The organism is Vibrio bathopelagicus, assembly GCF_014879975.1.
Lineage (GTDB): Bacteria > Pseudomonadota > Gammaproteobacteria > Enterobacterales > Vibrionaceae > Vibrio > Vibrio bathopelagicus.
On record NZ_CP062500.1, the window covers coordinates 1,989,043 to 2,013,892 of the forward strand.

The 24,850-nt window shown below is 43.4% G+C and carries 26 protein-coding genes; 4 read left to right on the forward strand and 22 right to left on the reverse strand.

Going from position 1 to position 24,850, the window contains the following annotated elements; genetic code table 11:
- Positions 1 to 227: 227 nt before the first annotated feature.
- Together IHV80_RS08750 and dmeF are read right to left on the reverse strand one after the other, a co-directional pair.
- Positions 228 to 644 (reverse strand): MarR family winged helix-turn-helix transcriptional regulator, encoded by a 417-nt coding sequence (locus tag IHV80_RS08750; protein ID WP_192888753.1) that lies wholly within the window; start codon positions 642 to 644, stop codon positions 228 to 230.
- Positions 622 to 1,611 carry a CDF family Co(II)/Ni(II) efflux transporter DmeF gene (gene dmeF, locus IHV80_RS08755; RefSeq protein WP_192888754.1) on the reverse strand — a complete coding sequence of 330 codons (990 nt, stop codon included), beginning with the start codon at positions 1,609 to 1,611 and terminating at the stop codon, positions 622 to 624. The genes IHV80_RS08750 and dmeF overlap by 23 nt, the downstream gene beginning before the upstream one ends.
- Positions 1,612 to 2,231: 620 nt before the next feature.
- On the opposite strand from dmeF, the gene IHV80_RS08760 reads away from it, so the two are divergent.
- Positions 2,232 to 2,738 (forward strand): YgjV family protein, encoded by a 507-nt coding sequence (locus IHV80_RS08760; protein ID WP_192888755.1) that lies wholly within the window; start codon positions 2,232 to 2,234, stop codon positions 2,736 to 2,738.
- A 13-nt stretch (positions 2,739 to 2,751) separates the two neighbouring features.
- On the opposite strand, the gene IHV80_RS08765 is transcribed toward IHV80_RS08760, so the two are convergent.
- The 4 genes from IHV80_RS08765 to IHV80_RS08780 all read right to left on the reverse strand — a co-directional run bounded on the left by IHV80_RS08765 (position 2,752) and on the right by IHV80_RS08780 (position 7,717).
- On the reverse strand, positions 2,752 to 3,258 hold the full coding sequence (locus IHV80_RS08765; RefSeq protein ID WP_226088480.1) for a hypothetical protein: 507 nt from the start codon (positions 3,256 to 3,258) through the stop codon (positions 2,752 to 2,754).
- Between the two features lie 38 nt (positions 3,259 to 3,296).
- On the reverse strand, positions 3,297 to 5,252 hold the full coding sequence (locus IHV80_RS08770) for an alkyl/aryl-sulfatase (RefSeq protein ID WP_192888757.1): 1,956 nt from the start codon (positions 5,250 to 5,252) through the stop codon (positions 3,297 to 3,299).
- Between the two features lie 129 nt (positions 5,253 to 5,381).
- Entirely contained in the window at positions 5,382 to 6,362 is a 981-nt protein-coding gene (locus IHV80_RS08775; protein WP_192888758.1) for a helix-turn-helix domain-containing protein, read from the reverse strand.
- A 428-nt stretch (positions 6,363 to 6,790) separates the two neighbouring features.
- A complete protein-coding gene (locus tag IHV80_RS08780) occupies positions 6,791 to 7,717 on the reverse strand; it encodes a LysR family transcriptional regulator (RefSeq protein ID WP_192888759.1) in 927 nt (308 codons plus the stop codon).
- Between the two features lie 183 nt (positions 7,718 to 7,900).
- Here IHV80_RS08780 and IHV80_RS08785 point away from each other — a divergent pair, with 183 nt between their 5' ends.
- A complete protein-coding gene (locus IHV80_RS08785; protein WP_192888760.1) occupies positions 7,901 to 9,160 on the forward strand; it encodes an adenylosuccinate synthase in 1,260 nt (419 codons plus the stop codon).
- 79 nt (positions 9,161 to 9,239) lie between these two features.
- Here IHV80_RS08785 and IHV80_RS08790 read toward each other — a convergent pair whose 3' ends face one another.
- The 15 genes from IHV80_RS08790 to IHV80_RS08860 all read right to left on the reverse strand — a co-directional run bounded on the left by IHV80_RS08790 (position 9,240) and on the right by IHV80_RS08860 (position 22,089).
- Positions 9,240 to 10,181 (reverse strand): sensor domain-containing diguanylate cyclase, encoded by a 942-nt coding sequence (locus IHV80_RS08790; RefSeq protein ID WP_192888761.1) that lies wholly within the window; start codon positions 10,179 to 10,181, stop codon positions 9,240 to 9,242.
- A gap of 180 nt (positions 10,182 to 10,361) precedes the next feature.
- Complete coding sequence (locus IHV80_RS08795) at positions 10,362 to 11,000, reverse strand: OmpA family protein (RefSeq protein WP_192888762.1); 639 nt, start codon at positions 10,998 to 11,000, stop codon at positions 10,362 to 10,364.
- Between the two features lie 8 nt (positions 11,001 to 11,008).
- Positions 11,009 to 12,565 carry a TadE/TadG family type IV pilus assembly protein gene (locus IHV80_RS08800; RefSeq protein ID WP_192890743.1) on the reverse strand — a complete coding sequence of 519 codons (1,557 nt, stop codon included), beginning with the start codon at positions 12,563 to 12,565 and terminating at the stop codon, positions 11,009 to 11,011.
- 10 nt (positions 12,566 to 12,575) lie between these two features.
- The gene (gene tadF / locus IHV80_RS08805; protein ID WP_192890744.1) at positions 12,576 to 13,133 is read right to left on the reverse strand and encodes a tight adherence pilus pseudopilin TadF; all 558 of its coding nucleotides are present in this window, start codon (positions 13,131 to 13,133) and stop codon (positions 12,576 to 12,578) included.
- Complete coding sequence (locus tag IHV80_RS08810) at positions 13,123 to 13,605, reverse strand: TadE/TadG family type IV pilus assembly protein (protein WP_192890746.1); 483 nt, start codon at positions 13,603 to 13,605, stop codon at positions 13,123 to 13,125. The genes tadF and IHV80_RS08810 overlap by 11 nt, the downstream gene beginning before the upstream one ends.
- Positions 13,592 to 14,293 carry a tetratricopeptide repeat protein gene (locus IHV80_RS08815; protein ID WP_192890745.1) on the reverse strand — a complete coding sequence of 234 codons (702 nt, stop codon included), beginning with the start codon at positions 14,291 to 14,293 and terminating at the stop codon, positions 13,592 to 13,594. The genes IHV80_RS08810 and IHV80_RS08815 overlap by 14 nt, the downstream gene beginning before the upstream one ends.
- A 47-nt stretch (positions 14,294 to 14,340) precedes the next feature.
- Positions 14,341 to 15,183, reverse strand: a complete 843-nt coding sequence (locus tag IHV80_RS08820; protein WP_192888763.1) for a type II secretion system F family protein — start codon at positions 15,181 to 15,183, stop codon at positions 14,341 to 14,343.
- Positions 15,180 to 16,082, reverse strand: a complete 903-nt coding sequence (locus IHV80_RS08825; RefSeq protein WP_192888764.1) for a type II secretion system F family protein — start codon at positions 16,080 to 16,082, stop codon at positions 15,180 to 15,182. The genes IHV80_RS08820 and IHV80_RS08825 overlap by 4 nt, the downstream gene beginning before the upstream one ends.
- 1 nt (position 16,083) lies before the next feature.
- A complete protein-coding gene (locus IHV80_RS08830; protein WP_004733950.1) occupies positions 16,084 to 17,355 on the reverse strand; it encodes a CpaF family protein in 1,272 nt (423 codons plus the stop codon).
- Positions 17,352 to 18,593 carry an AAA family ATPase gene (locus IHV80_RS08835; protein ID WP_192888765.1) on the reverse strand — a complete coding sequence of 414 codons (1,242 nt, stop codon included), beginning with the start codon at positions 18,591 to 18,593 and terminating at the stop codon, positions 17,352 to 17,354. The genes IHV80_RS08830 and IHV80_RS08835 overlap by 4 nt, the downstream gene beginning before the upstream one ends.
- Positions 18,593 to 19,072: a hypothetical protein gene (locus tag IHV80_RS08840; protein WP_192888766.1), complete on the reverse strand. Its 480-nt coding sequence runs from the start codon at positions 19,070 to 19,072 to the stop codon at positions 18,593 to 18,595. The genes IHV80_RS08835 and IHV80_RS08840 overlap by 1 nt, the downstream gene beginning before the upstream one ends.
- A complete protein-coding gene (locus tag IHV80_RS08845) occupies positions 19,069 to 20,439 on the reverse strand; it encodes a type II and III secretion system protein family protein (RefSeq protein ID WP_192890747.1) in 1,371 nt (456 codons plus the stop codon). Before IHV80_RS08845 ends, IHV80_RS08840 begins: the two co-directional genes overlap by 4 nt.
- Entirely contained in the window at positions 20,439 to 21,263 is an 825-nt protein-coding gene (gene cpaB, locus IHV80_RS08850; protein ID WP_192888767.1) for a Flp pilus assembly protein CpaB, read from the reverse strand. The genes IHV80_RS08845 and cpaB overlap by 1 nt, the downstream gene beginning before the upstream one ends.
- 21 nt (positions 21,264 to 21,284) lie before the next feature.
- Positions 21,285 to 21,725, reverse strand: coding sequence for an A24 family peptidase (locus IHV80_RS08855; protein WP_192888768.1), 441 nt, complete (start codon positions 21,723 to 21,725; stop codon positions 21,285 to 21,287).
- 157 nt (positions 21,726 to 21,882) lie between these two features.
- Positions 21,883 to 22,089 (reverse strand): Flp family type IVb pilin, encoded by a 207-nt coding sequence (locus IHV80_RS08860; protein ID WP_192888769.1) that lies wholly within the window; start codon positions 22,087 to 22,089, stop codon positions 21,883 to 21,885.
- Positions 22,090 to 22,508: 419 nt separating this feature from the next.
- On the opposite strand from IHV80_RS08860, the gene IHV80_RS08865 reads away from it, so the two are divergent.
- Positions 22,509 to 23,402, forward strand: coding sequence for a LysR family transcriptional regulator (locus IHV80_RS08865; protein ID WP_192888770.1), 894 nt, complete (start codon positions 22,509 to 22,511; stop codon positions 23,400 to 23,402).
- Positions 23,403 to 23,762: 360 nt separating this feature from the next.
- Here the strand turns inward: IHV80_RS08865 and IHV80_RS08870 are convergent, their stop codons facing one another.
- Positions 23,763 to 24,086: a winged helix-turn-helix transcriptional regulator gene (locus tag IHV80_RS08870; protein ID WP_192888771.1), complete on the reverse strand. Its 324-nt coding sequence runs from the start codon at positions 24,084 to 24,086 to the stop codon at positions 23,763 to 23,765.
- A gap of 139 nt (positions 24,087 to 24,225) precedes the next feature.
- On the opposite strand from IHV80_RS08870, the gene IHV80_RS08875 reads away from it, so the two are divergent.
- Positions 24,226 to 24,639, forward strand: a complete 414-nt coding sequence (locus IHV80_RS08875) for a YybH family protein (RefSeq protein ID WP_192888772.1) — start codon at positions 24,226 to 24,228, stop codon at positions 24,637 to 24,639.
- Positions 24,640 to 24,850 lie beyond the last annotated feature (211 nt).

Consider the following 24,850-nt stretch of genomic DNA (forward strand, 5'->3'; position numbering starts at 1 on the left):
AGCAGGCTGCGTAAGGCTTTGAATAAAATGATCTTTCACATTTCATTTACCTCACCACATTTAGTGACATTATTTTGGCTCATAAAGTGAGCCGGAGTTACGCACGATTTCTTAGATTCATAAAAAATGGACCGACTCTATTCGAGTACGGTCCATTATTATTTGTTGTCGATTCTAGATTCGTTACCGAATGAAAATTGGCTCAATAATCCATGAAGCCACTCAAACTAAAACGCTTTTACCATCTTACTCAGGCACTTCAGCAAAACGGCTTTATCGTCTTCTTCGATGTCTTGCGTTAACTCGTTCACGAGATTCAAGTGAAGCTGGTTATGATGAACATGGATTTTCTGACCTTCATCGGTCAAAGCCACGACTATTGCACGGCGATCAGTTGGGTGTTCATGACGCTCTATTAACTCTGCTTTCACTAATTTTTCGATTTGAACAGTGAGTGTACCCGTGGTGATACCCAACTTTTCAGCGAGTTCTTTCATTCTTAACGCACCATGCATACCAAGCACTTCGATAGTATGCACTTGCGCTAAGGAGTAACCCGTTTCTTTAACAACGGATTGCTCCCACGAAGACATTTTATCGTAGAACTCAGTCAGTATTTGGTTAAGCTGTTCTATATTTCGCATGGCCGTTTGAATGCACTTCAAGAGTAAGATGATTAATCTTATCAAACTTGGCGAGCATTTGTTTATATTCAGAGACGGTTTTATCACTGTTTGATTCAAGAGTAATCGCCGCTGAGTAGTGATGCCCGCTCACCTTCCACATGTGTAAGTCGGTTACAGCCGCATAAGGAGCTAAAACTTCAGTTATACCGTTACGGTACTCATCGTCGATATTCTGATCGAGCAAGATTGGACTCGTCTGCTTCATTAAGTTCATGGTCCATTTCGCAATAACCACAGCGCCAACCATACCCATAGCGGCATCCAACCAGTTCCAACCGTAAAACTTACCAAATAGCAGTGCCACGATCGCCAGCAGAGACGTCAATGTATCGGCCAACACGTGCATGTAGGCCGCGCGGAGATTGTGATCATGATGATGTCCTTTGTGCTCTGCGTGTTCTTGGTGCTCACCATGTTGATGATCGTGGCAGTGTCCCTTGTGTTCAGAATGAGAGTGATCGTGCCCATGATCATGTCCGTGGTGATAATCCCCTAGCAAAAACATACTCACTACATTCACTGTCAAACCAACGCACGCAACGATGATCGCTTCGTTAAACTGAATCGCTTGCGGGTTAAACAAGCGATGTACTGACTCCACCAGCATCAACAGCGCCACAATCCCCAATGCAATCGCACTGGTGTATCCCCCTAGCACACTGACTTTACCTGTACCGAAAGAGAAACGTTCACTGTCGGCATGTTTCTTCGCGTAACGGTATGCGAACAAGGTAATACCAAACGCCGCCGCGTGTGTTCCCATATGCCAACCATCGGCAAGCAATGCCATGGAGCCGTAAATAGTACCGGCAACGATTTCGACAATCATGGTAATAACAGTTAACAAGAGAACGTAAAAAGTGCGTTTTTCACCTTGTTGATTGTGTGAAGAGAAGTTGTGTTGATGACGTGTTGGAAAACTCAAAATGGCGTCCTTAGCTTGTGTTCACAGTTAGATGGTCGTTACTGACCGTACTTTTTAAGAATAAGTACCTTGATTGACAAGTATTTTGATTATCAAACCAATGGGTGAAATTTAGTTTGATCGTCAAACATTGTCAATAATCAATTTGAGCTAGCAAGATTTCAGATTGGTAAGTCTGAAATGAAGATTGGAAATTGGGATTAGTCTGTTGTGACCACGCAAAGCAGATTTATTCGAAAGCTCAAATGTGTAATAGGAAGTAACATTGATATCATTTGTGTATTCAAGGCGGTACACTGGCGTCCTATTTAGGGCAATCGATACGAGGAGTAACAATGCACACACTTGCTTGGCTAAGCTCTTCAGACGCGATCTGCCCGATAGCAAACACCTTTCAATCTGCTGGTAGCGCCTTTCCCTTAAAAGCTATCGCGGTTTATCTCCCCAACGCCTAACACATCACTGATGGTTTGATATCTCAAGATTCTAAATAGGCCAACAACAATAAGCTTGTCGGTTCAACGGCTTGTATTTGCTTGCTCGTTTTTAAAAATTCATCGACATCACAAGCCCATCACTCAATCTGCCCCGTGTAACTTCTTTCTGTTGTTGGAGGACTTGTGTCCTTTTTTATCGCTTCCCAAATATTGGTAGGTTTGGCTTCCCTATTCGATATCGCTTCATTCCAATTTAAAAGCCGCACCAAATTGTTGGCGACATTGACGGTTTCAGCCTTGTTGATCGCCGCGCATTTTGCATTACTTCAAGAGTGGACAGCTGCATGTCTGTTAGTGATTGGTGCGTGTCGTTATTTCGCAGGGATCTTTATCTCAGATCCTCGGATGAAATGGCTGTTTTACTTTGTCACAGTCTTAGGCACCATCCTCACCTTTAGCGGACTTGCAAGCGCACTCAGCTGCATTGGCTCGCTACTTCATACCAAGGCTTCATTCACAGCCAATGATAAGCTGATGCGCTGGTTAATGGTGATTGGTACTTTGGTGTGGGTAGCTCATGACATATTGGTTGGCTCACCCGTCGCGGTGCTATTGGACGTTTTGTTTATCATTAGTAGTGGCGTTGGTTATTACCGACTTCATATTAAGAAAGCCGCTTTGACTGTGTAATCGTGCACAGAGTTTAGTTGAGGCAGTTTGAAAAAACAGTAAAGAGCAGCGCTTCATTTGCTGCTCTTTTAATTTCTGAATTAGCATTAACTTTCGGAGTGCTATTCCGTTTCACCACACCCACATCTAACGCACTTTGAAACTCTATTGTGTTAGAGACTATATTCAACAAAGCAGCTTCGGACATAAGTAACACTGGCGCAGAGGTTTCAGGCTGGTCTACATGTATCATTAGCTTCATGTCAGTATCTATTTTACTCCACAGGCGACGATCAACGAGGTAAATGTACGAACCAACCGTTAACTCACGACTCTGATTTTGAATAAACAAGGTTAACAACCAACTGGCTCGTCTTAACCCAGCTTGTCCATCTAATTTATCCGGCTTTATCATCGTACGTTTCTGCACTTCGTTATGAGTAGCAAGTGCAACATCGAACGCTCCTGCGTAGCTCTCCACAAAAGGGTTATTAAAAACACAATCGAAGGTGCAAGCCCAAACGGGGCCTACACTCAACATCCAGTATAATATGACTACTCTTATTAACTTTGGCATCGTTAAGGTGTCACGATGTTGAACCAAAACTTAAAGCTATCGAGCATGTTCATAAAGTCTTTAAAGACTTGCGAGTCGCCCTCAATCACTAAATCTCCATTTGCCACAGCGCTTTCTAGAGATACAGTACCCAATTGAATGTCATCAAGGGTCTTTTTGGACAGCGTTAGACTGACATCTGGTGTTCTAGTCACTTCACGAGTGTAATTGAGTACCGAATTTTCCATTGAAAGTGTGTAGGCTTCCTCTAAATCCGTAAACGCAATGTTGATTGAGAAGAGCTTGCCTTCTGCTTGCTCTGGCAGAATACGTACCGATAAGTAATCAAAAAGCATTTCAGGAGGCATATTTTTGATTATATCTGGAGATGCAGTAGTTAAGCCACCTGACTCAGGCGTCCCATTGCGAAGTTCGTAGGCCCCTTGAAGATATACTGAACGCCAAGGGCCTGACTCTGATTGGTAGCCTAACTGTTCATAGGTGTCGGCCAATAGCATTTTGCCTTGCTCGGATTCGGGATTAGCGAAAACGACATGTTTCAATGCTTCAGCGACCCAACGATATTCACCTTTGTCAAAATCAACTTTTGCCTTTTCAATAACGGCTTTCTCTCCCCCCATATACTCGATGTATTTCACAGCAACATCCACTGGAGGCAAGTTATTCAGATCTGAAGGATTTCCTGTGTACCAGCCCATATAGCGCTGATAGATAGCTCGGCTATTATGTCTTAGTGTTCCATAATAGCCTCGTGTTGCCCAATTCTCTTCCAACGAATTTGGTAGCTTGATCGTTTCTGAGATTTCCTCTCCCGTATAGCCTTGGTTCATTAAACGTACCGATTGGTCATGGGTATATTTGTAGATATCACGTTGTTTTTTGAAGTAATTATTAATGTCTTCTTTGCCCCATAAGGGCCAGTGGTGACTTTGAAACTTCACTTCAACTTCATCTCCCCACATCTCTATGGTTTCATTCAAATAGCTAGACCATTTCAATGCATCACGAACCTGTGCTCCACGCAGAGTTAGGATGTTATGCATGGTGTTCGTGGTGTTTTCAGCCATCCAAAGTGCTTTTTTCTCTGGTATCCACGTGTTCATCTCAGTTGGAGCTTCTGTGCCGGGCGTGTATTGGAAAACCATTTTTACGCCATCGACCACTCTTTCTTCACCTGTTTCTTTGATTAGGTCTGTTGGCTTAATCAGGGTAGCCTGGCCTGTAGAGGTAGTCTGGCCAAGCCCACCATTCACACTGCCAAACTCATTACGCGGAAGCAGCGCGCCATACATATAAATAGCTCGACGACCCATTGTGTTACCAGCAATCACATTTTCTGACACCGCATGCTCGGTAAAGCCCTGTGAAGCGATGATCTGGACCTTACCCGATTCAACGTCTTTTTCGTCCACGATGCCACGTACGCCACCAAAATGATCTAGGTGACTATGACTGTATATAACAGCAGTAACAGGCCTCTCACCCAGTTCTTTGTTCACGAAATCTAATGCAACTTTAGCCACCTCTTGTGAGATCAGAGGGTCAAAGACAATCCAACCAGTCTTGCCTTCAATAAACGTAATATTTGATAAGTCATAGCCACGAACTTGGTAAATGCCATCGGCCACTTTGAAGAGACCATTGATCATGTTGAGTTGGGCATTTCGCCACAAACTAGGGTTAACGCTCTCGGGTGACGCCTTATCTAACGAGATATATTTCTTATACTCCTCGAGATCCCACACAACATCACCAGCTTCATTTTTTACGGTAACGGTATCTTGAACCGCAATAAGCCCTCGCTTAGCGTCCTCAAAATCTTGCTTATTGGAGAAAGGTAAAGCCTTCAGGACAGTCTGGTTAGCAGCTATGGTGGCCTTTGAGGCAGGTTTGGATTCGATGGCTATCGCGTTGGCAGACAGCGCCAACGCGATAAGCGCAACTATATTCTTGTACATATAATGAGCCCTTTATTGGTAACAAGTGAATGTAGAAATTACGCTTCAAACATAAATGCTATCAATATAAACAAGGAGGTTATATGCAATTACCGCAAAGTGAATGCTGTTTAATATTTGAGACTACGGTTACCACTTTTTATGGCGCAGCGTTTCAGACGGCAATTCGTTGAAAAATTCAGCGTATTCTTTGGCAAATCGGCCGAGCTCTAAAAAGCCCCACTTTAGTGCCACATCAACGACCCTTGGATCACCTTTTTCTAAACAAGTGGATAAATCGCGATGGGCACCATTAAGTCTCACAATCCGTAAATATTTTATGGGTGTCACACCTAACAGCTCTTTGAATCCATATTGCAAGCTGCGTTCGCTAAGCGCCGCCACCGCACACAACTCAGGAACGGTTGGAACTTGGTGCGCATGTTCACTAATAAACTCTATGGCTTTTCGCGTTCCCCTAGTTCGCTTCGAAAAAGGGGCGAGATCCTCTGAAAGCTCCAGAGTCGGGAGCAGAGTACCCATGAGCAGGTTAAAAGCGGCATCGCTTAATAGCTTTGTGATTGAAGGGTAAATAAGAATAGTCGGTTGAAGACGAACAAGAATAAGTATTCGCTGGATGCCATGGCTATAGCGAGCCAGTGCTTGACGAGAAGTATTTGTGACCCGGCTAGACAACCACTCTTGAGGAAACTCTCGCCCTGTTAGGTTGTAATAGTTTGTATAAAGGCGTTCTCGATTAAATGCCGAGCACACATACTGCATACGATTAGATACCTGAATATCCCACTCTCCGCCTGTCGCTTGAATGAAAGGCTTATCAGGCAATGGACATCCATAAAAGTTACCTTGGGTTCCTTCAGAGACAATCGCCGCAAATGGCAAATAGTGGCTCGCTGGAGCAGCTTGAATTCTTGCACCGACATTGAGATTTTCAGTGAATATCTGTACATCATCGAGGTTAACTTCAATATAATTAACGTGAAATGCACCTGAAGCAAGTTTGGTGTAGCTGCGGTTTTTACTCGACTGGAACATGGCGAGCTCATCAGCATCAGATGTGCTTAGTGAGCGCAGCCTCTGTTGAATGCCCAAATGTTGACTCTCTAACATACCTTACATATCCATATATAAGTTATATGACTTCACCACATTTAGAAGCTTAAGCCAGATTGAGGTAACCGGTTTCTTCAGCGTTAGCATCATCGGGCTTATCGAATCCAATACAAACTAAGCATTCTTGTACTGTGCCAACTTACGGTTCCAAACAATATTTTCGAGCAAAGTCTCTAATTACGTCATGGAATATTAGTTTATTTTATAAAATTAAGTCAATTATCGAACTGACGAATGGCTAACCAACGCAAACTTCCAGTGCAAAGAGTTTTAATTCGCCGAACAACCGTTCTGCTGTGAGGGTTTACCAAACCCTAAGCTGTATAGCTTCTATATACGTAAGTTTATAGAGCAGGACCTCGACACAAAAAAGCCCACACTCGGTGGGCTAGCTTATAACCAAATGTAGTTAGGATATGGCTGTATCACTCGCCGTTATTTTTCCTTTTTTGCGACTGTGTAATCTCATCATTCACCCAACCTAATAACTGCTTGGTCGCTTTAGACAAAACTTGATTCTGCCTAACGATATAGCCAAGGCTTGTACTTGAGAAGTTGGTTAATGGTGTCACTTTCGAATTCAAGTGCTGCTTGGTGGATATCGCAAACTCAGGAATGATAGCGACCCCAAAACCAGCTTCTGCCCAGTCGATTTGAGCGTCTACACTCCCTACTTCCATCACCCTGTGATTGGGTAGATTCAGGCTAGGTAAACCTTCATCAATAAAGTCGCGGGTTCTCGTATCATGGCCCAGTAGAATCAAGGTCAATTCGGGATCAGCTTCGGCTTCTTTAACCTCATTTTCTGTCGAGCAATCAGAGCCTTGTATATCCAAACCATCACCCAGTGCACACCATGAGAGTTCTTGAAGCTTGGTGAAATAGAGTGACTCGTTGTGCTGTTCTTTCGCAATAACGAAGCCAAGGTCTGCCTGAGCATTCTTAACTAAACTCGACGCCTGAGACGACGTGGTATTCAACAATGTTAGGTCGATACCCGGATATTGTGCTTTGAACTTCTGGAAAGGACGAATCAACAAGAATCGAGAAATGATGTCACTCACGGCAATGGTTAACGTCCCGATTTTAAGATCGTTAATGGCATTGAGATCAGCCTGACAAATCTGCAGTTCGAGTAACGTTCTCTGGCTTGTCTCTAATAGCCTTTCACCCGCTTGAGTCAATTGAAATGGGCTTCGCTCTATCAACTTTATACGTGTGAGTTGTTCTAGTTGTTTTAGGTGCAAACTCACATTGGGTTGTGTCATATGCAGTGCATTGGCCGCTTTCCCAAAATGCTTATATTCCGCTAGCGTCACAAACGTCTTCAACAAATTAATATCAAGCATCATGTCCCCTCTCTAGTGTCACTTACGTCATTCCTTACAGTGAGGAACGAACGTGATAAGGAATCTCACTTATGGGTTAAGACTTTAGAGCCATATGGAATCCTTATCAAGATAATAAAGATAATTAATTTCTCTTATCCACTTTGTAGGCCTAACATGATTTCTCAATCAGTCAGGAGAAAAATTATGCCATCTATTGTTGTTGTAGGCGCAAACTGGGGCGACGAAGGCAAAGGCCGTATCGTTGATTTTTTAGCAGACCAAGCTTCTGCTAGCATTCGCTTTCAAGGCGGAAACAATGCTGGTCATACCGTGGTAAATGACTTCGGTACGTTCAAACTGCATCAACTTCCAAGTGGTATTTTTAATCCTGATTGTACGGGGGTTCTTGGCCCAGGCATGGTGATCAGCCCCGCTGCACTAACTGAAGAAATTGCAGAAGTACAAGCGGCTGGCATCAAAGTTAAAATGGCGATTTCAGATCGTGCGACATTGTGCCTGCCTTTACATGCCCTTGAAGATACGCTTGAAGAAGAGCGCTTGGGTGATGGCGCTTATGGTTCAACACGTCAAGGCATTGCACCAGCGTACGGCGACCGTGTGATGAAGAAAGGCATTCTTGTGGGTTGGTTAAATCAGCCTGAGATTTTAGAGCAGCGTATTCAATTCCTGCTTGATTGGAAGATGCCTCAGCTAAAAGCTCTATACCCTCAATGTGACTTCACACAAACCGCCTCTGAAATGACAGAGTGGCTACTTGAAGTGACTAAGGCTTGGCGTCCATTCATTTGCAACGTGACTGAGCCGCTTAAAGCACTGCAATCACAAGACGCTAATCTACTGTTTGAAGCTCAACTAGGTGCGGGCCGTGACCTTGTCTACGGCGAATACCCTTGGACGACGTCTTCTAATGTAACTGCAGCTTACGCTGGTATCGGTAGTGGTTTACCTGCCCTTCGTCCTGAGCGTGTTATTGCAGTTGCTAAAGCATTCAGCTCATCTGTAGGTACTGGTACGCTAGTGACTGCAATGGAAGAGCAAGACAGCTTCCGCGAAAGCTCTAACGAATATGGCGCAACAACGGGTCGCCCACGTGATATGGGTTACTTTGATGCGGTAGCAACTCGCAACGGCGTTGACCTACAAGCCGCGACTGAAATCGCACTGACTAAGATTGACTGTCTGTCTGGTTTGTCTGAACTTAAGATTTGTACCGCTTACTCAGGAGAGCACACTGAGAACCCGATTTGGCCACAAACAGCAGAGCTAAAGCCGGTTTATGAAGATATGGCAGGCTGGGACGAAGACATCACTGGCTGTCGCACGTTTGAGAGCCTTCCTCAGGCCGCACAAGATTACGTTACTCGTATCGAAGAGTTAATGGGTGTTCCAATTGTAATGGTATCGGTCGGTCCAGAGCGCGAGCAAATGATCATTCGAGCTTAGTTTAGAAAGCTATAACATCTACATCTACATCTACATCTAAGCCCACACTAGTGGGCTTTTTTGGGTCTGTCATGAACACCTAAATCTTGTTCTTCTTGTTGAGATACATGTTTTCATCGGACGACTTTATTAGATTTATGATATTGAAGCTTCGAGAGTCTGCAGTACCACAACCATATGAAAAACCGAGCGGAACATCATCATCACAACAAAAACCTTCGATAAAATCATGAAATTCAACATGAATTTTCTCTATCAACTCAGAAGCATAACCAGTCTCTTCTGAATGTATGACGACAATGAATTCATCACCACCGACCCTCGCCGATATGACATTTTCTTTTGCATTGTTTTTTATGCATGAAGCAAAGCCAGAGATATAGTCATCACCTTTAAAGTGGCCATAGGTATCATTGATGTACTTCAAATTATCCAAATCAAAATACAAACAAACTATCTCGCCATCACTTATGTTTGCTTTGTTGAATTCTTGGAAGAAGCCCCTTCGATTAAGCAGTGTAGTCATGATATCAAAATGACTGTTTTTGTATAAAATTCGGCTCTCTTCTTTTAATAAAATTTCTGAACGCAATAGAGTCGAGATGTTTTCAATCAAGTTAACTTGGCTTTGCGTGTACGTCGTTGGGCTTAAATCAAACACCAAAAGAACCGCAAACACTTCGCCATCGATATCTCTTACAGGGACGCCGCAAAACGACTTATAGGAATCCGCTCCATTTTCAGAAACGGATTCACCACCCGAGTGACCACTCAAATAGACTGTGCGATTTTCATTATGTACATACTCACAAAAGCAGCTAATTCTACTCTTATGTTGATTGCACGATACGTTTGAGGAGCTCCAAACACTCTCAGAACCAGAACAACTCAAATCAGAGATCATAATGATGCCTGCATTCGATGCGTCCATTATGTCTCGTATGTTATCTAATATAGATACCCACGTATCGACATCGATATTTCTTTGCATCCCTTCAGAAGAGATTTTATCAAAAAGCATTAATATTTCTTTAGTATCAGACAGTTAAACTTAATCGAATATTCATTAGTATACGCTGTAACAAAAATTCCAAGAGCGATAATTTAGGGCCGTTATTACAACAAAGTAATAACCAAGCCCTACCACTTATTCTATCGGCAGTGCCGCATTGGCTAGCAAGCAGCGGCCTTTGAGTGCATCTTAATTTTCTAAGTCAGTGGCATCGTTCGAAGAGGCCCAGATTTCTGAGCGTCGGTTATTGGCTCTACCCTCTGAAGTTGCATTAGAGGCAATAGGTTTACTCTCACCAAACGAACGAATCACAAGGCGATTCTTCTCGACACCATCCGCGATTAAACCGTCCGACGTAGTCAGCGCTCTTTGAAGCCCTAACGCTTGGTTGTAACCTGCTTCGCCAGTGCTGTCAGTGTGGCCATCCACTGTAATCGCGCTGCCGTTAGTCTTTAACTCGCCTGCGAGTTGGCTCAATGCTTTACTGCCCATCAGCGTTAAGTTGTGTTGGTCAAAACCAAAATGAAGGCGAGCCAATAACCCTTGACGCTCTTGGTTACTGATCCAAGTCTTACATCCTGACTGGTTCATACCTAGATTGGATTGACCAGCTAACGCTTGTTTTAGCTCACTGCTATCAGGCGACTGCTCTATTTGTAAAAAGCCCTGTCTGTGCTGTGCAATGCCAACAACATCATCAACCGTGACACTGTGTTGATATTCACTAAACGCAGTGTCGCAATAAACGCTGATACCTTCTTCTGCATGGGCGATAAGACTAAATTGCAATGTCGATATGACGATTGAACTGATCATTAACTTTTTCATATTTTCCTCTAGTACAACTTAGTGATTCCGCTTGTTTTTGAGCCTTTACGGATGAGTTCTTCTATCTTTTCAATCAATTCATCTAGGTTAGATACATCGATGATGTCTTCATTTGGATCGACAACGCAGTCTTGAAAACCACTTTGCTGAGATGCTCGAAAATCAATTCCGATGACACCTATGTATAAGCCTGGTATTTCCTCTCTTGCTTTGTCACACATGCCTCTGTCGACTAACCCTTTGAGGATGCCGTTATCAGGGCTTTCCTGCCCATCGCTTAAAATCAGCAGCATCTTGATTTTCTTGTTGTAGACTTGCTGCTCTTCTTGATCGGAACTGTTCGGGTCACCGTCATGGAGCACCTGAGAACCTCTCAAAATACCTTGAAAAGCCGCAGTACCGCCGTCTGCCCACATCGAATTAATCGGATTCAAGTCTGAGAGCTTGTTCGATAGGCGAATGTTGGAAAACTGCGATGAATTTGAAGACCCATGTGCGTTAAATAGCTTTGTTCCACTCACACCATAGAAATCAGGCTGTAACCCCGACTTGTCAGTAAACATCGTCGACACTGATGTCGGTAAATCTACATAGTTATAAACATCGGCAACGGCGTATCGATCGGCATTGATGACATCCCTTATACGTTTGGCGTACTTTTGATTATCCGATTTTGGATTTGAACAACGTGACTGTCGGTCAGCACACCTAATTACGTCATTTTGAGAGTACGTACGCCAGTAATCCCAGTTAACATCGTTGTAGGAATAAGGTGATACGTTCGTTTTATAGTTATCTTTGTAGCTCAATTGGCTTGTTGCGTTAGCTTTATTACCCGAAACGATTTCCCTCGTTCGAACGTTAAAAGGCACAAAGCCAACTCGGTTAAGCAACTTGTCTCCGGTTGTATCTTCTCCCGGTTCGTCACAAACGTATTTCCACTCTCCATCGACATAGTCCTGTTTAATCGATGTGCAAAGAATTTTGCTGGATATTTCATCGATGGCTGTCTTAAGATCGTCGATTTTTATGTGTCGACTTGAACCCCATCTGTCGTTCATTGAACCGGAAAAGTCCGATACAAAAACAATATCGATGTTGTTATCACCAAGGTAAACTGGGTACTTTCTCGCTAACGAACGTCCCGCCAAGTCTTGTTGCTGATCAAACGAAGGGATAAAGCTACTCGCGAACCAAGAGTCGTGCGTTGTCTTGGCATTTACTGTGTATTGGATGTATTCCAGAACCCCAGTGCCCTCGTCTTCCGCTTGGTGAAATCGGTCTGCTGAGAGGTTGGTTGATTTGATGTCTCGCACATAGTTTTCGACATACTTGGTCGCCAATCCACGAGCCTGGTCCGGTTGATCTTCAATAGTCACCGCTATGGCCGCCGCCTCTGCTGAATCTCGTAATCGGCTAGTCTCTTGAACATAACGTGTGCCTTCAACCGCCCAAAAGGTCATACCCATGATTGGCACGAGCAATAAGCCCATCCAAACTGCCGCAACCCCTTGCTGTCTTTGGAGACTAAGATGCTGGCGATTGATATGACGATCGTGCTGCATTTTCATTTCATTATCTCCCAGGCATTATTGAAGAAGAGCCAATCTTAACCGTGGTACCAGTGCCACTGTTGAAGAAGGGTTTAAACCAAGAACTTTGCTCTTCACAAAGACTGATTCGGTACAATGGATACACAACTCCCTTTTCTACAGGAGCTAAATCTGCATGCTCGAAAATCGAATCGGTTTGGCAATTTAAGCTTCTGTACTTGCTGGTTGAGAATTCAGCGACATTCGTTTTATTGGTCAATGACTCTATCTTGATCGCCACGTTATCGACTGGCGTATTGAGCATGCGACTCGCCACTTTCGCCATGTCTTCTAACTCTGAATTAGTTACGGGTAGGTTTTGTCCTGCCAGCACGTCGGCTTCAAAATAACGAGTACGCTCTTTGATCACATTGACTAAAGCAAAGCTGGATCGATCGAGCTTTGCGCGCACGAGTAGCTGATGGCTCAAGTCTGCGGCAAACAGGTAAACGCCCCACAAGGCCACAAGGATGAACAGCAATTCAACGGTAAATGAACCTTGCTGGCGAATCGCGTAAGACACACGTTGTTTACGGCGCATCATCTTCCCACCCCTCGTGTTCTAGGTTCAAAACCATGGTGCGTGAAATATTCCTATCCGCAGCACCAGCCAGTTTAATTACTGGCGTATAGCGGTAGGTTACCGTGATCTCGGCTAAGTCGTAATTGAAGTTCAATCCTTGATCAGAGTGCCCCCTGTTCGCGATGAAATCATCATAGGTTTTGAAATACTGACCTGCGATAGAGAACCTTGAACTATCGATTAAGAAACTCCAAAGATTGTCATCACCTTCAATTAGCGATTTGAACTTGTTTTCGTACTGCTCGTTGATCCCTTCGCCTTCATATATTTTGGTATTCCTGATGGTTTCTCTCAGCGAATACTCTGTCATGTTCACGACGTAGATTTGGTAGCTCGATTCAAAGATCGCAAAGGTGGCGAAAAATAGAATAAGTGCACCCAACACAAACTCAATCGCCGTCACACCTTTCTGCTTGTTAAGAGGCTTCATCATTAACTCCTAGTTGAGTTAATTCAGCGGCGATGCTCTGGATCTCTTCCGCTGAGAAGTCACCTTTGAGCAACTTTTTGGCTGAGTCGATTTGCTGAGTTTTCATTAATGCAATAGCTAGGTTCGCTTTAACGATCTTATTCGCAGGGTCTTCTTTTAAAACCGGAGCTAACGTTTCGATCGCCTGCTGGTACTCGCCATTGGCCATTTGAATCATCGCAATGTTGTTCTTAACAACGACATCGTCATAACCGCGTAAGCGGGCTCGGTTGAGCTCTTGGTACGCTTCATCGAATCTTCCAACTTTGGTGTATGACACGCCGAGCAAGACGTGAATTTGCCCCGTGGTATTCCCCGCATCTACTGACTCCATATAAGCAGCAATGGCACTTTCAACGTCATTTCTTGCATCAAACACTTGCCCTTCTAACTGGTACAAGTTGGGATTTTCAAAACCCTCTTTTTTCAAATGTTTGACATAGAAGTCTGCCGACTCGATATCCCCTTTATGAAAATATGCCCATGCCAGTTTCTCTTTTATCTCTGGGTCTTCGGAGCCCTGCTCTAGCTCGGATTTGTAATAACTAATCAAGCCGTCATAGTTCTTCACTTTTTCCATGCTAGTAACGTCGGCAAGCTGCAGGTCTTGTGGTGAAGGGGCCGATTGACAGCCCGCCAACACACTCATCGACAACAAAATGAGACAAAAATGTTTTCCAATCACTCGTCATCTCCCTAGATATTCAATGTCATTTGCATGATGCTCGGCGCGAGAATCAAGATAACGATCGGGAACATAATGAAGAGGATCAAAGGGACGCTCATCTTCGCGGAGAGCTTGCCAACCTTTTCCTCGACCGTAAGAATTTGAACTTTTCGCATGTCTTCCGCCAGATCACTTAACACCTGAGCCACAGATGTACCGTATTGCAGGTTTTGAATGATGGTCAGCACAAAGCTTCGTACTGGTGGCGTTGGGATACGTTCGCTAAGGTCATTGAGCGCCTTTTCCAAACCGTGTATTTTCGCAGAATCAGATGTACGCTTGATTTGGTAACAAAGGTCTGAATCAAATTCAGCAAGTTCTTTACCCAAGTAGACTAGTGCCGCTTCAATCGTCATACCGGTTTGAACACATACCGACATCATGTCGAGCAAATACGGCAGTTGAGCTGAAGTTCGACTGATCAACATCTTACGTCGCATTTGAAGCACAGTATCTGGGACAACAATGACGCCAATCAGCGAGAAAATAACCACGATCAGTTTGGTGGTGGATGTCATATCCCCTAACAATACCAAGCCTGAAACCAACGCTAATACCAACAACTTGGCCGGAAAATAGAATTTGGCCCAATCCGTGTTGTAATAACCCGCCTCAATCATTTTTTGCTCGAGTTCTTGTCGATGTTCTTTACCAAAACGAACAAAAAAGCGATTTACGCGCGAAGGCGCACGAGCCGAATTATCCCCGATATAGAGCGCAACCTTCTTATGTCGTTGCTCTTTACGAATAGAATCAACAATCAGAAACAGTAACGAAAAAAACAACACAATAAGGGAAGCCAGTAACATCATGCGCGTACCCCTCTTACTAATAACCAAACAATGAATAGACCGAAAAGCTCACTGCCCAATACGTAAAACAGTACGAGCCTTCCCTTCGGGTCGTAGAGAACAAACTCAACATTATCTGGATTGACGTAGTTAAGAATAAGCATAAAAATCAACGGGATCGCAGCAACAATTTTGGCCGAGATTCGAGCTTCCGAAGTCATCGCCATCTTCTTTTTCTCTAGTGTTCGAGAGTCCACCAGCACCCTAATCAACCGCGCTAACACACCTTTGAGTTGCCCGCCTCGCGCGATATTCGCCCTGATCGTCACGGTAAAAAACAGAAACTCCGAATAAGGATAGTTTTTGCACGATCGTTTAAGCACCACTTCTGGCGACTCACCCAATTTCAGTCGGTCTCCCATCAGTTTAAATTCACGACCAATTGGGTTGTGCATGACATCGCCTACATAACCGATAGCTTGCATTAAGCTGTCACCTGCAGTTACCGCACTCATTAAAATGTTCAGTGCATCAGGGAAGGTATTCTCAAATTCTCGACGCCTTCTTGTGACCAAAAATCGATAACCGCAAAGGGTAAACACCATAGATGAACCCAGTACAAACCACGTATTGGTGATTGATAACAACTCAACAACGATGTACCAAGATACGATAATGCTGCCCGCAATATAGAGCGCGATGTATAGAGAAGAACGAGGGCCTAACACCATCAAAGTGGGTGACACCGACTCTTTGAGTTTTTGCCAGTTTTGTTTACGTACCAATGACTTGACGTTAATGGCATTGAAGTTTTCAGCTTCTACTTCTTCAATATTGAAGAACTGATTGACCTTTTTTACCTTTGAATCTCGGATCAAAAGCAGCACAAACGCAAAGAGGATTAACGAAAGCCAAAGCATGCTAGGCCCCCTTAAACGATGCTTTCAGCTCTTCATAGAGCCCGAAGAATTGCGCTTTTTTCACAAGCTCAGATCGCTGCATAATGCCGTCGGTGACAAACTCACCTTTAACGGTTTCTCCGTAATGCGCGTCGTCATAACGAAAACGATAAATTTCTTCCATTACCACGCTGTCGCCTTCTAGGCCGACGATTTCCGAGATGCTTGTGATCTTACGAGACCCATCACGCAGCCTGTTAACCTGAACAATCATTTGAACAGCACTCACGATCGTTCTTCTGATCGCATCAAGAGGCTGATTTAGGTTCGCCATCATCACCATCGATTCAACACGAGCAATCGCATCGCGCGGCGTGTTGGCGTGCAACGTAGACATCGACCCATCATGTCCAGTGTTCATGGCTTGCAGCATTTCGAACGCTTCAGAGCCACGACACTCACCAAGAATAATGCGATCTGGACGCATACGAAGCGCATTGATTACTAACTCACGCTGAGTCACCGCTCCAGTTTGTTCAACACTTGAAGTTCGCGTTTCGAGTCGAACTAAATTGGGTTGTTGCAGACGCAGTTCAGCCGCATCTTCAATGGTGACGATACGTTCATCTTCGGCAATGTATTGAGATAGCGCGTTAAGCAATGTGGTTTTACCTGAGCCTGTACCGCCAGAAATCAACACATTGATGCGACAGCGCGAAGCGATCATCAGCACTCTCGCCATATCTGGAGACATAGACCCGAAGCCAATCAAATCTTCAAAACCGATGTTCTGCTCTCTGAACTTACGAATAGAGATCGAGGTACCATCCAGCGAAATCGGAGGAATCACGATGTTCACACGGCTGCCGTCTTCTAACCTGGCGTCGACCGTCGGCGAAAGTTCATCGACACGCCTTCCGACACGTGACGCAATGCGCTTAGCAATGGCTAACAACTGTTCTTCATTCACAAACGAGACTTCGGACTTTTTTACCTTACCGTGACGTTCGAAAAAGATGTTGTTGGGCCCATTCACCATGATGTCGGAAATGGACTGATCTTCGACCAAAGGTTGTAAAGGTCCCAAGCCAAACAGCTCATCAATCAGGCTTTTCACCAAGCCCGACTTCATCATCGAGGTGATCGGTCTTTGGTAGCTGTTCGCCAGTAAATCTACCGCTGCTTGTATCTGAGATTCCAGGTCTCGACGGCTCATTTTCTGAACCGCTTCTGCATCTAGGGCTTCAAATATCTGGCCACGAAACGCGAGGTATAAGTCTTTGTTAGAACTCATTTAGCACGCACCTTTTTCAACCAAGAATTCATGCCCTTCTGATCCATCGGCTGGCCATTAATCAACTTCACCAGTTGTTCCATAGAACGACTAATGTGACGGTCATGCTTATGGCCTCGTTTCCCATCGATAATGATGTGCGCTAACGCTTTGCAGTAATCGACTTCGAGATCAACACTGGCGCCCAAATACTTAATCAGATCGGGCTTTTGTAAGACGTAGGCATTTTCCGGGCGATGGTAGTTCACCACAGTAATCAAACGAGTACGCGACGATAACGAAAGCTGTAAGTTGGAGACTTTTTCAAACAGTCGTTTTGCACTTCTTACTGAAGACACCGACGCATCCAACACCAACACAACCACATCAAAGTTTTCTACCAAGAGTTGAGGTTCAACTTTGAAATCTACGCCACCAGAAAAATCTTCAATAATGAAATTGGTGTTGCGCGCTAACAGGTCACACAAGGTTTGGTTGTAATTAAGAACGTCGGTTTGACTCATGTCGCCATCAATCGCCAACAGACGTAAATTCTTACGAGCATTAATTAGGTAACTCAACGCCCCTTCTTCATCCATTTCATGCAATGGCGCAGTGAACTCGTCGATGGTTCTCGGTTTAAAGTCTTTGAGCCCGAGCAAGACATCAATGTTGGTATCGGCGTATTGATGATCGACGAGAATCGTGTCCGAGCCTTGTGTCGATAACAGTGAGCTCAACTCGGTTGAGATAAATGATGCGCCAACCCCGCCTTTTGAACCGACAATCGCCACTCGCTTCGCTTTTCGCTTCTGGCTCACACCAGAAAAAGTCTTGAGGTTCTTACTTACGTGATTTAGGAAGTCAGCAAACTCCTGCTTATTCACTGGCCAGAACACGTAGTAAAAACCCATGTCTTTAAGCGAACGAAGCGTAGAAATGGCATCCTCTTTACCAATCACAACCACCCCTTTATGCGTGGGTAGTTTGCTGGCAAAGGATTTAGCATCTTCAACCACATTGGTCGATTCATTCAGTTCCAGAATAACGATATGGCTACTCTGTTGCTCTGTCAGCTTGGTCAATCCGGCTTTGGCTTTAACGCATGCAGGATCATTCCACCCTTCAAATCGAAAGACTTCTTGAACAAGATCTAAACACTCTTGAGATTGATAGAACAAAGTACATCCGGCAACACCTGTCGTTCCGGTCTGAACTGGCTTAGCCTTGGTTGTTAATGCTTTAGTCAGGTCAAACATTATTGCTCTCCTACCAATCGAGACTTGTAAGCCACTTGCTTCAAACGCATCGATTCAGCAAAGCAGTCTGACTGCCTCAACCGAACATGAATCTGTGCTGGCGCGCATTCTTGAGTCTTCAAACGCGTTAAGGTCACTTGAATCTTTAAGTCGCTCGGTAACAACTGAGCGCTTCGATACAAAACTCTTTGTGGCGCGATGACATGTGACGGATATTGATCGAAGATCTGTTGCAACATCTGTTTGCTACGGGTTGACTTGTAATCCACGACATAAGTGGCTTCTTTGTCCATCGACTCAATATCTTGAATCAAAGCATTAAGCTGCTTAGCCGTTTCAGCACGGTTTTTCATCGCAAACTCAAAACTATGGTGTTCTTTGTACACCAAGGCTTCAGCTCCATGACCCACAAAATATTGCTCAGAGGCGCAACCTAAAAGTGACGAGGTAAGTAACGCCATTAATAGTAATTTCTTCATTGGATAAACCCTCCTTGCGACAACAGACGAATCGTTGCATCGGAAGACGTTACCGACTTGCCATCCCACTTAATGTTTAGCCAACGCGCCAATGTGGAAGTCTTCTTGATATAAGGCAGTTGAATGTCTTTCGGTTTCATCGGTTCAACAAGATTCACAGTGGCAACGATGATCAATTCGGTTCGTTTTCTTTCTGTGGTTGCTTTTCGGAATGCTGCACCGAGTACTGGTATGTCGCCAACAAAAGGGATTTTTTGCATTTTTTCTAGATCAGCGCTGCTCATCAAGCCACCAAGGACGAAGCTGTCGCCATCGGCTAACTCAACGGTTGTCATCGCTCGTCGAGAAGCCAGTTGCGGGACTTTGATTCCTGCAGCTTCTACATAGCCTTCTACTTCGCTCACTTCTGGCGCCAGTTGCATTCTGATTCTGTCTTGGCTAAGCACTTTCGCAGTAAGATCGAGCTTAATGCCGAACTCTTTGAAAGAGATATTCACGTTACTATTGGTAGACACGATAACGGGCACTTCGCCACCCACAAGGAAACTTGCAGACTCACCGGATAACACGGTCAAGTTAGGCTCAGCCAGAACCTCTGCGATCTGGTCATTGCCTAATGCAGTGATTAACGTACTGAGGTTCGCTGCGTCGAACTGGTCGAAAACAAATTCGCCAACGCTTGAACCTACTGAGCTCCAATCAACACCAACGGTTTGTCCAAACGATTCCGTTACCTGAGCCACTGATATTTTGACGTTCACTTGCTGAGTCGTCGCCACTTCAATGCGTTCGATGATCCCTTCCCACGTCATATTGCGGGCAAACACCATGCTTTCAGGTTCTTCATAATTTGAGTTGTCGGATTTAAACTCCAGTTTCACCGTTTTGTCCCATTTCTCTGTTTTTTCTCGTCCAAGCAGAGTGGCAACCAAACGATAGATATCATCACGCGTCGCTTCGGAATCAACGAGACCACTCACGGCGACTTGCTCTCCCACAGACTGAACCTTTACTTTGGCTTCAGGGAAATGGAATTTGAGTTGACGTCTGATATCCGTTAAATCCAGATCAACAATAATGCGGTCTGAAAGCAGAACATCGCCATCAATGCCATAGACGATCAGTCGTGATTGCCCAATAGCATTGGCGAACACAACGATCGTGTTGTCGTTGATTATTTTGTAGTCAACGATGTCAGGGTTATTAATAAACACTTGCCCAATCGGACTTTTTAACTGGATGTGCTGACCATCGTTGAGCGTGATGGAGCGATCGGCGGCAAAAGCGTTTGTTATAGAAAGTAAGCCAATCAGCGGCGCTAGAATGGAAGCAAACAGTACTTGTTTGATTCGATGGTGAATCATCATCACAAAGCCTCTCTCGGGTTGTTCTCGTTACCACGTAACTCAGCAATCCCTGTATAGTTATCGATAATATTGCGAACCTCCGCGAACTCAGGTTGCGTGTAGGTTTGGCTTCGGTAAATTTCGATGTGCATTGTTCGTTGTGCTAACGCAAGTTTTGGTAACTCGTCAGGGCTAACTTCGATGACCACTGTAGTCAGTCCATCCTCTTTGCTCGGAGCGCGAGCGGTAATAGAACTGTCGCCAGTGGCGTCATTGCCAATGTTGAGTACTTTGACGTTTTTAAGAAACATTGACGCCTTCACACCTCTAAAGCGCTTCGGCTTATCGATAATTCCGGCTAAGTTATCGTTTGGAGAACTCACAGTTAGGATATCGATGGACGTTCCAGGGCGGATGTAATCGTTGATTAGGTTTTTGTCACTGACTTTAAGTGGGTATAACGTCATGCCTTCCGTGACCAAAAGGTCGATGTATCCAGGCTGGCCTGGCGTCACTTGATATTCAGGCAGTACAATCTCACCTGCGTTAAGACTGCGATTGAGCAAAATGGAGGGTGAAAAGCTGATTTGTGCGTCTTCTCTGACACCAAGCGTTAATGCTTCACTAAGAGGTAGTTGTTGTTTGACGACACCTTGCGCATCGATCGCACGTCCTTTTTCATAAGGTTTCGTGGTCATCCAAACGGCAACATGCTCTTCATTCTTTTGTTCCACCACTTCAGTAGTCGTTGTCGGTTGAGGTTCACTCTTCAACAAATCGACAACGCCTAGTGCGCCTACTATTAAGGCAGCAATGGCAACAAGTAATACCAGTCGAGATCTCATAATGTTCTCATTCTTGGAGGTTTATATATGTGGCGTGTTTTGAGTTAAAATTACCAAGTAGAATCCAACGCTAATCGCTATCCCATATGGAATACCTTGTTGGTCGTTCGACGTTTTTCTTGTTAGCTTTTTACTTATCAGCTTGTTATTTACGAGATAAATAACGGCTAAAAAGCCGCCAGCAAAAGCCGTCATAACAAACGCCCAATGTAAATCGTTGAGAGGTATGGTCAGTGATAGAACCGCGGCATATTTAATATCACCGGCTCCAATCCAAATCAGGGCGTAAACAATCAGCCCTCCCCCTAACACCAGTAAAAAGCTCATAATCTGAATGTCTAACGGTGACAGAAAACATTGCAAAAAGAGTAATATTAACAATGCGTGATTTTGTATCTTGCGATAGAGAAAATCGGTAACCGATACATAGACACACACGATTGCCAAAAGCAGTAAATACACTTCAAAACTCAAAATTGGAAATATTGCCTAAATTTATATGGATTGGCGTTAGCATGTATTAATTAGTATTCCCAATTAACTGAGCCAGACCAATGAAAACATAGGTCTGGCACAAATATCTTCCGATATATTCTACATTAGCCAATAAGGCTTGATGTTACTTGCCAGCAGTGTCAATAGCGGTAGCTACTTGCGCAAAAGCAAGTTCTAACTTACCAATGAAACCATCAGCGCCTACTGCAGTAGTTACTAATACAGCCATTGCTACTGCAATAAGACCATATTCAATTGCAGTTACTCCGCGCTCATCGTTCTTGAATTGTGATAGAAACATGCTTGTTTTAACGTATAACTTAGTAATCATTATTATGTCTTCCTATAAGAGCTGTTGAAAATTCGTTGCCATTATAATTAGCCCCACCAATCTATGGAAAATACCCCCTATCGATTCAATCTATAGACCGTGTAAAAAATGATCAAAACAAACACCTTAAAAATACCAAGAGAAATACAAAATCGATACATGACAAACACTTACATTAAAAACCAGCTAAAAACAAAATGAATATTTAAATTTATAAACTTGAAAAAATAAGACATACGTCAATATTTTACTTAATCTAAAATTTATTTAAGCTTTGGAACTAGCCTAATTGATAATTCATCTATCTTTATTACTCCTTATAAAACATGTTGAAATACAATTATCATCACGCTATTGTTCTTCGAATCAACAAACCATAAAAAAATATAATTTCTTTGTGTCAAAAGGTTAGTCGAATCATGAAACTACATTTCGAAAATATTGTTTCGTTCATAGCAGTAGTTGAAGAAGGTTCATTTAGCTCTGCTGCACGTAAGCTTGGCAAGTCTCAGTCAACGGTTAGTACCGCTGTGCAAAACCTTGAGTCAGACTTGGGTTTCAATTTATTTAATAGAGAACACTCTAAAGTCTGGTTAACTGAGAAAGGAAAACGCCTATTCCAATTATCTTTACCTGTCGTATCGAAATATCGCGAGTTAATCACTATTGCAGAACAAATGAATCTATCCGACCAGATAGTTTACCGCGTGGGTATCGATCCATTAGTTTTCAACAAAAACGTTAAAAAGGCATTGCTGGCATTTTCAGAAGCTTTTCCTAATGTCGACCTACTTGTTGTGACCAAACCAAGTTTCGTTTTAGGAAATTACGTCAATGAAGGAAAGATAGACCTAGCGTTAGGTAACCCCTATCACAAGACAAATAACGACTTTAATATAGAAGAGCTTTTTCACGTCAACTGTTGGTGGGTGGCACACGAAGACTTGGTATCCTTGAAGTCTCATGCGGCATCTCAACGCGTTCTATTAATGGATGGCTGTGAAGAGCTACTGAATTTGTCAAACATCGCCTCATATAATCTATGGCGACTGGATGATTTAGCCACCATTATCGAACTATGCAAAGCTCAAAAAGGCATTGCTTTTTTACCGGGATTTCTCATCGAAGGGAACGTAGAAGACAGTAAACTTAAGGTGATTACAGACCATCCCGATTTTTTTGGTAAACGAGTTATTGCATCCCTTTTCTGGCAAATACATTCTGACTTTAGCTTGTTTAATCAATGGATTAAGGACGAACTAAAAACAAGTCCCAGTTATAAACAAACATTTATTGCTGACTTAGCCCAATAATGCTCTATTAAAATCATGACAATCACACTCTATTGCACGCCCCAGCTTCGAGTGTGATATTTCAATGCCGACATTTATCGTATATAAACGCCAAGAAAAGCATATGAAATATATATAATTAACATTGGATACATCAATTAATATATGCATTTTTATTTACTTCGAGTTTTTCATTACCTAGCCATTCATAAATTTGTAATAAAACCTAGATAGAAACTGGCCTTTAAGATTATTCAGCACTTAACTAATACTTAGTTTGTCACCAAGTCTCGATCAATGCCTCTTAAGCTATGAACACAGAAAGTCCGCCATAAATAGTGACGTTGGATAAAAGAAGAGCTTTTCTGTAGTTACATCAAACTAGTCCCAGCTATCAGATTTTTTTACGATAATATCGACAATATCCGCTAGTTCTTTCCCTTTTTCTGTCAGGCCATAATACACAGTCACCGGAACGGTTTCTTCTTGCCTGCGCCAGATAAAACCTTCTTTACTAAGTAACTTCAGCCTCTCACTAAGCACTTTACTAGACACTAGAGCCAACTGCTTTTGAATTTGTCCAAAGCGTATCTCGCTACTCAGACCTAATAACCAAACGATGTGAGCAGTCCACTTCGTAGAGATCAAGGTCAAATATTTATCAGCGCTACAGTAACCTTCAGGTTGCTTACCCTGTTCACTCATATTTACCTCTCAGCTTATTCAAATCACCAATTGCATAGTTACTTAAAGGTAATTAGTTACTTTTAGGTAGCTAATTTCTTTTAGTAAGCACCCTATCTATTATGGCTTCAACACAAAACACAAACAAGCAGGTGGTTCCATGAAGATATTTCTGTTCATAGTTTTAAACTTTATAACGTTCTATTCTTACGCATCAACAGATTACAAAAAACCGCAGTCGCCAACAGAACTGCATCAACTTTTCGCTGAATACTTTTCAAAACAAGACATCGATGGACTAGGCACTCTGTTCCATGAAGACGCCATATTCGTCCTGGATGCTCAGGGGAACCTTGCTAGAGGGCCAAAGGCTATCAAGCCTATATTGAAAAGTTACCTTCAAGGTGACGTTGAAATGCTGACCCATGATGTATCTATCCATGTTAACGGCGATACGGCTCTTATAAGGTCTGACTGGGAGATAGTTGGAGGCCCCAAAGGAACCGCTCTGGAAGTGATGAGATATGTCGATGGAGGCTGGCTATACGTTATTGACAACCCGAATGGATTTTAATTGGCCATCACAGTTTGGAGCATTGAAGGACAAAGTCTAAAAGCTTTGTAGGCAATAAATTACAGGTACAAAAAAGCCCACGCTAGGTGGGCTTTTTTGCTTGTTCATAAAGAACGAATTTGGTGCGCTACTGGACTCTACTATCATACCTATCTTTTTGATTAAAATAATAATTATAAAAATAGAGCTTTAAGATGTTACTTTAGTAACT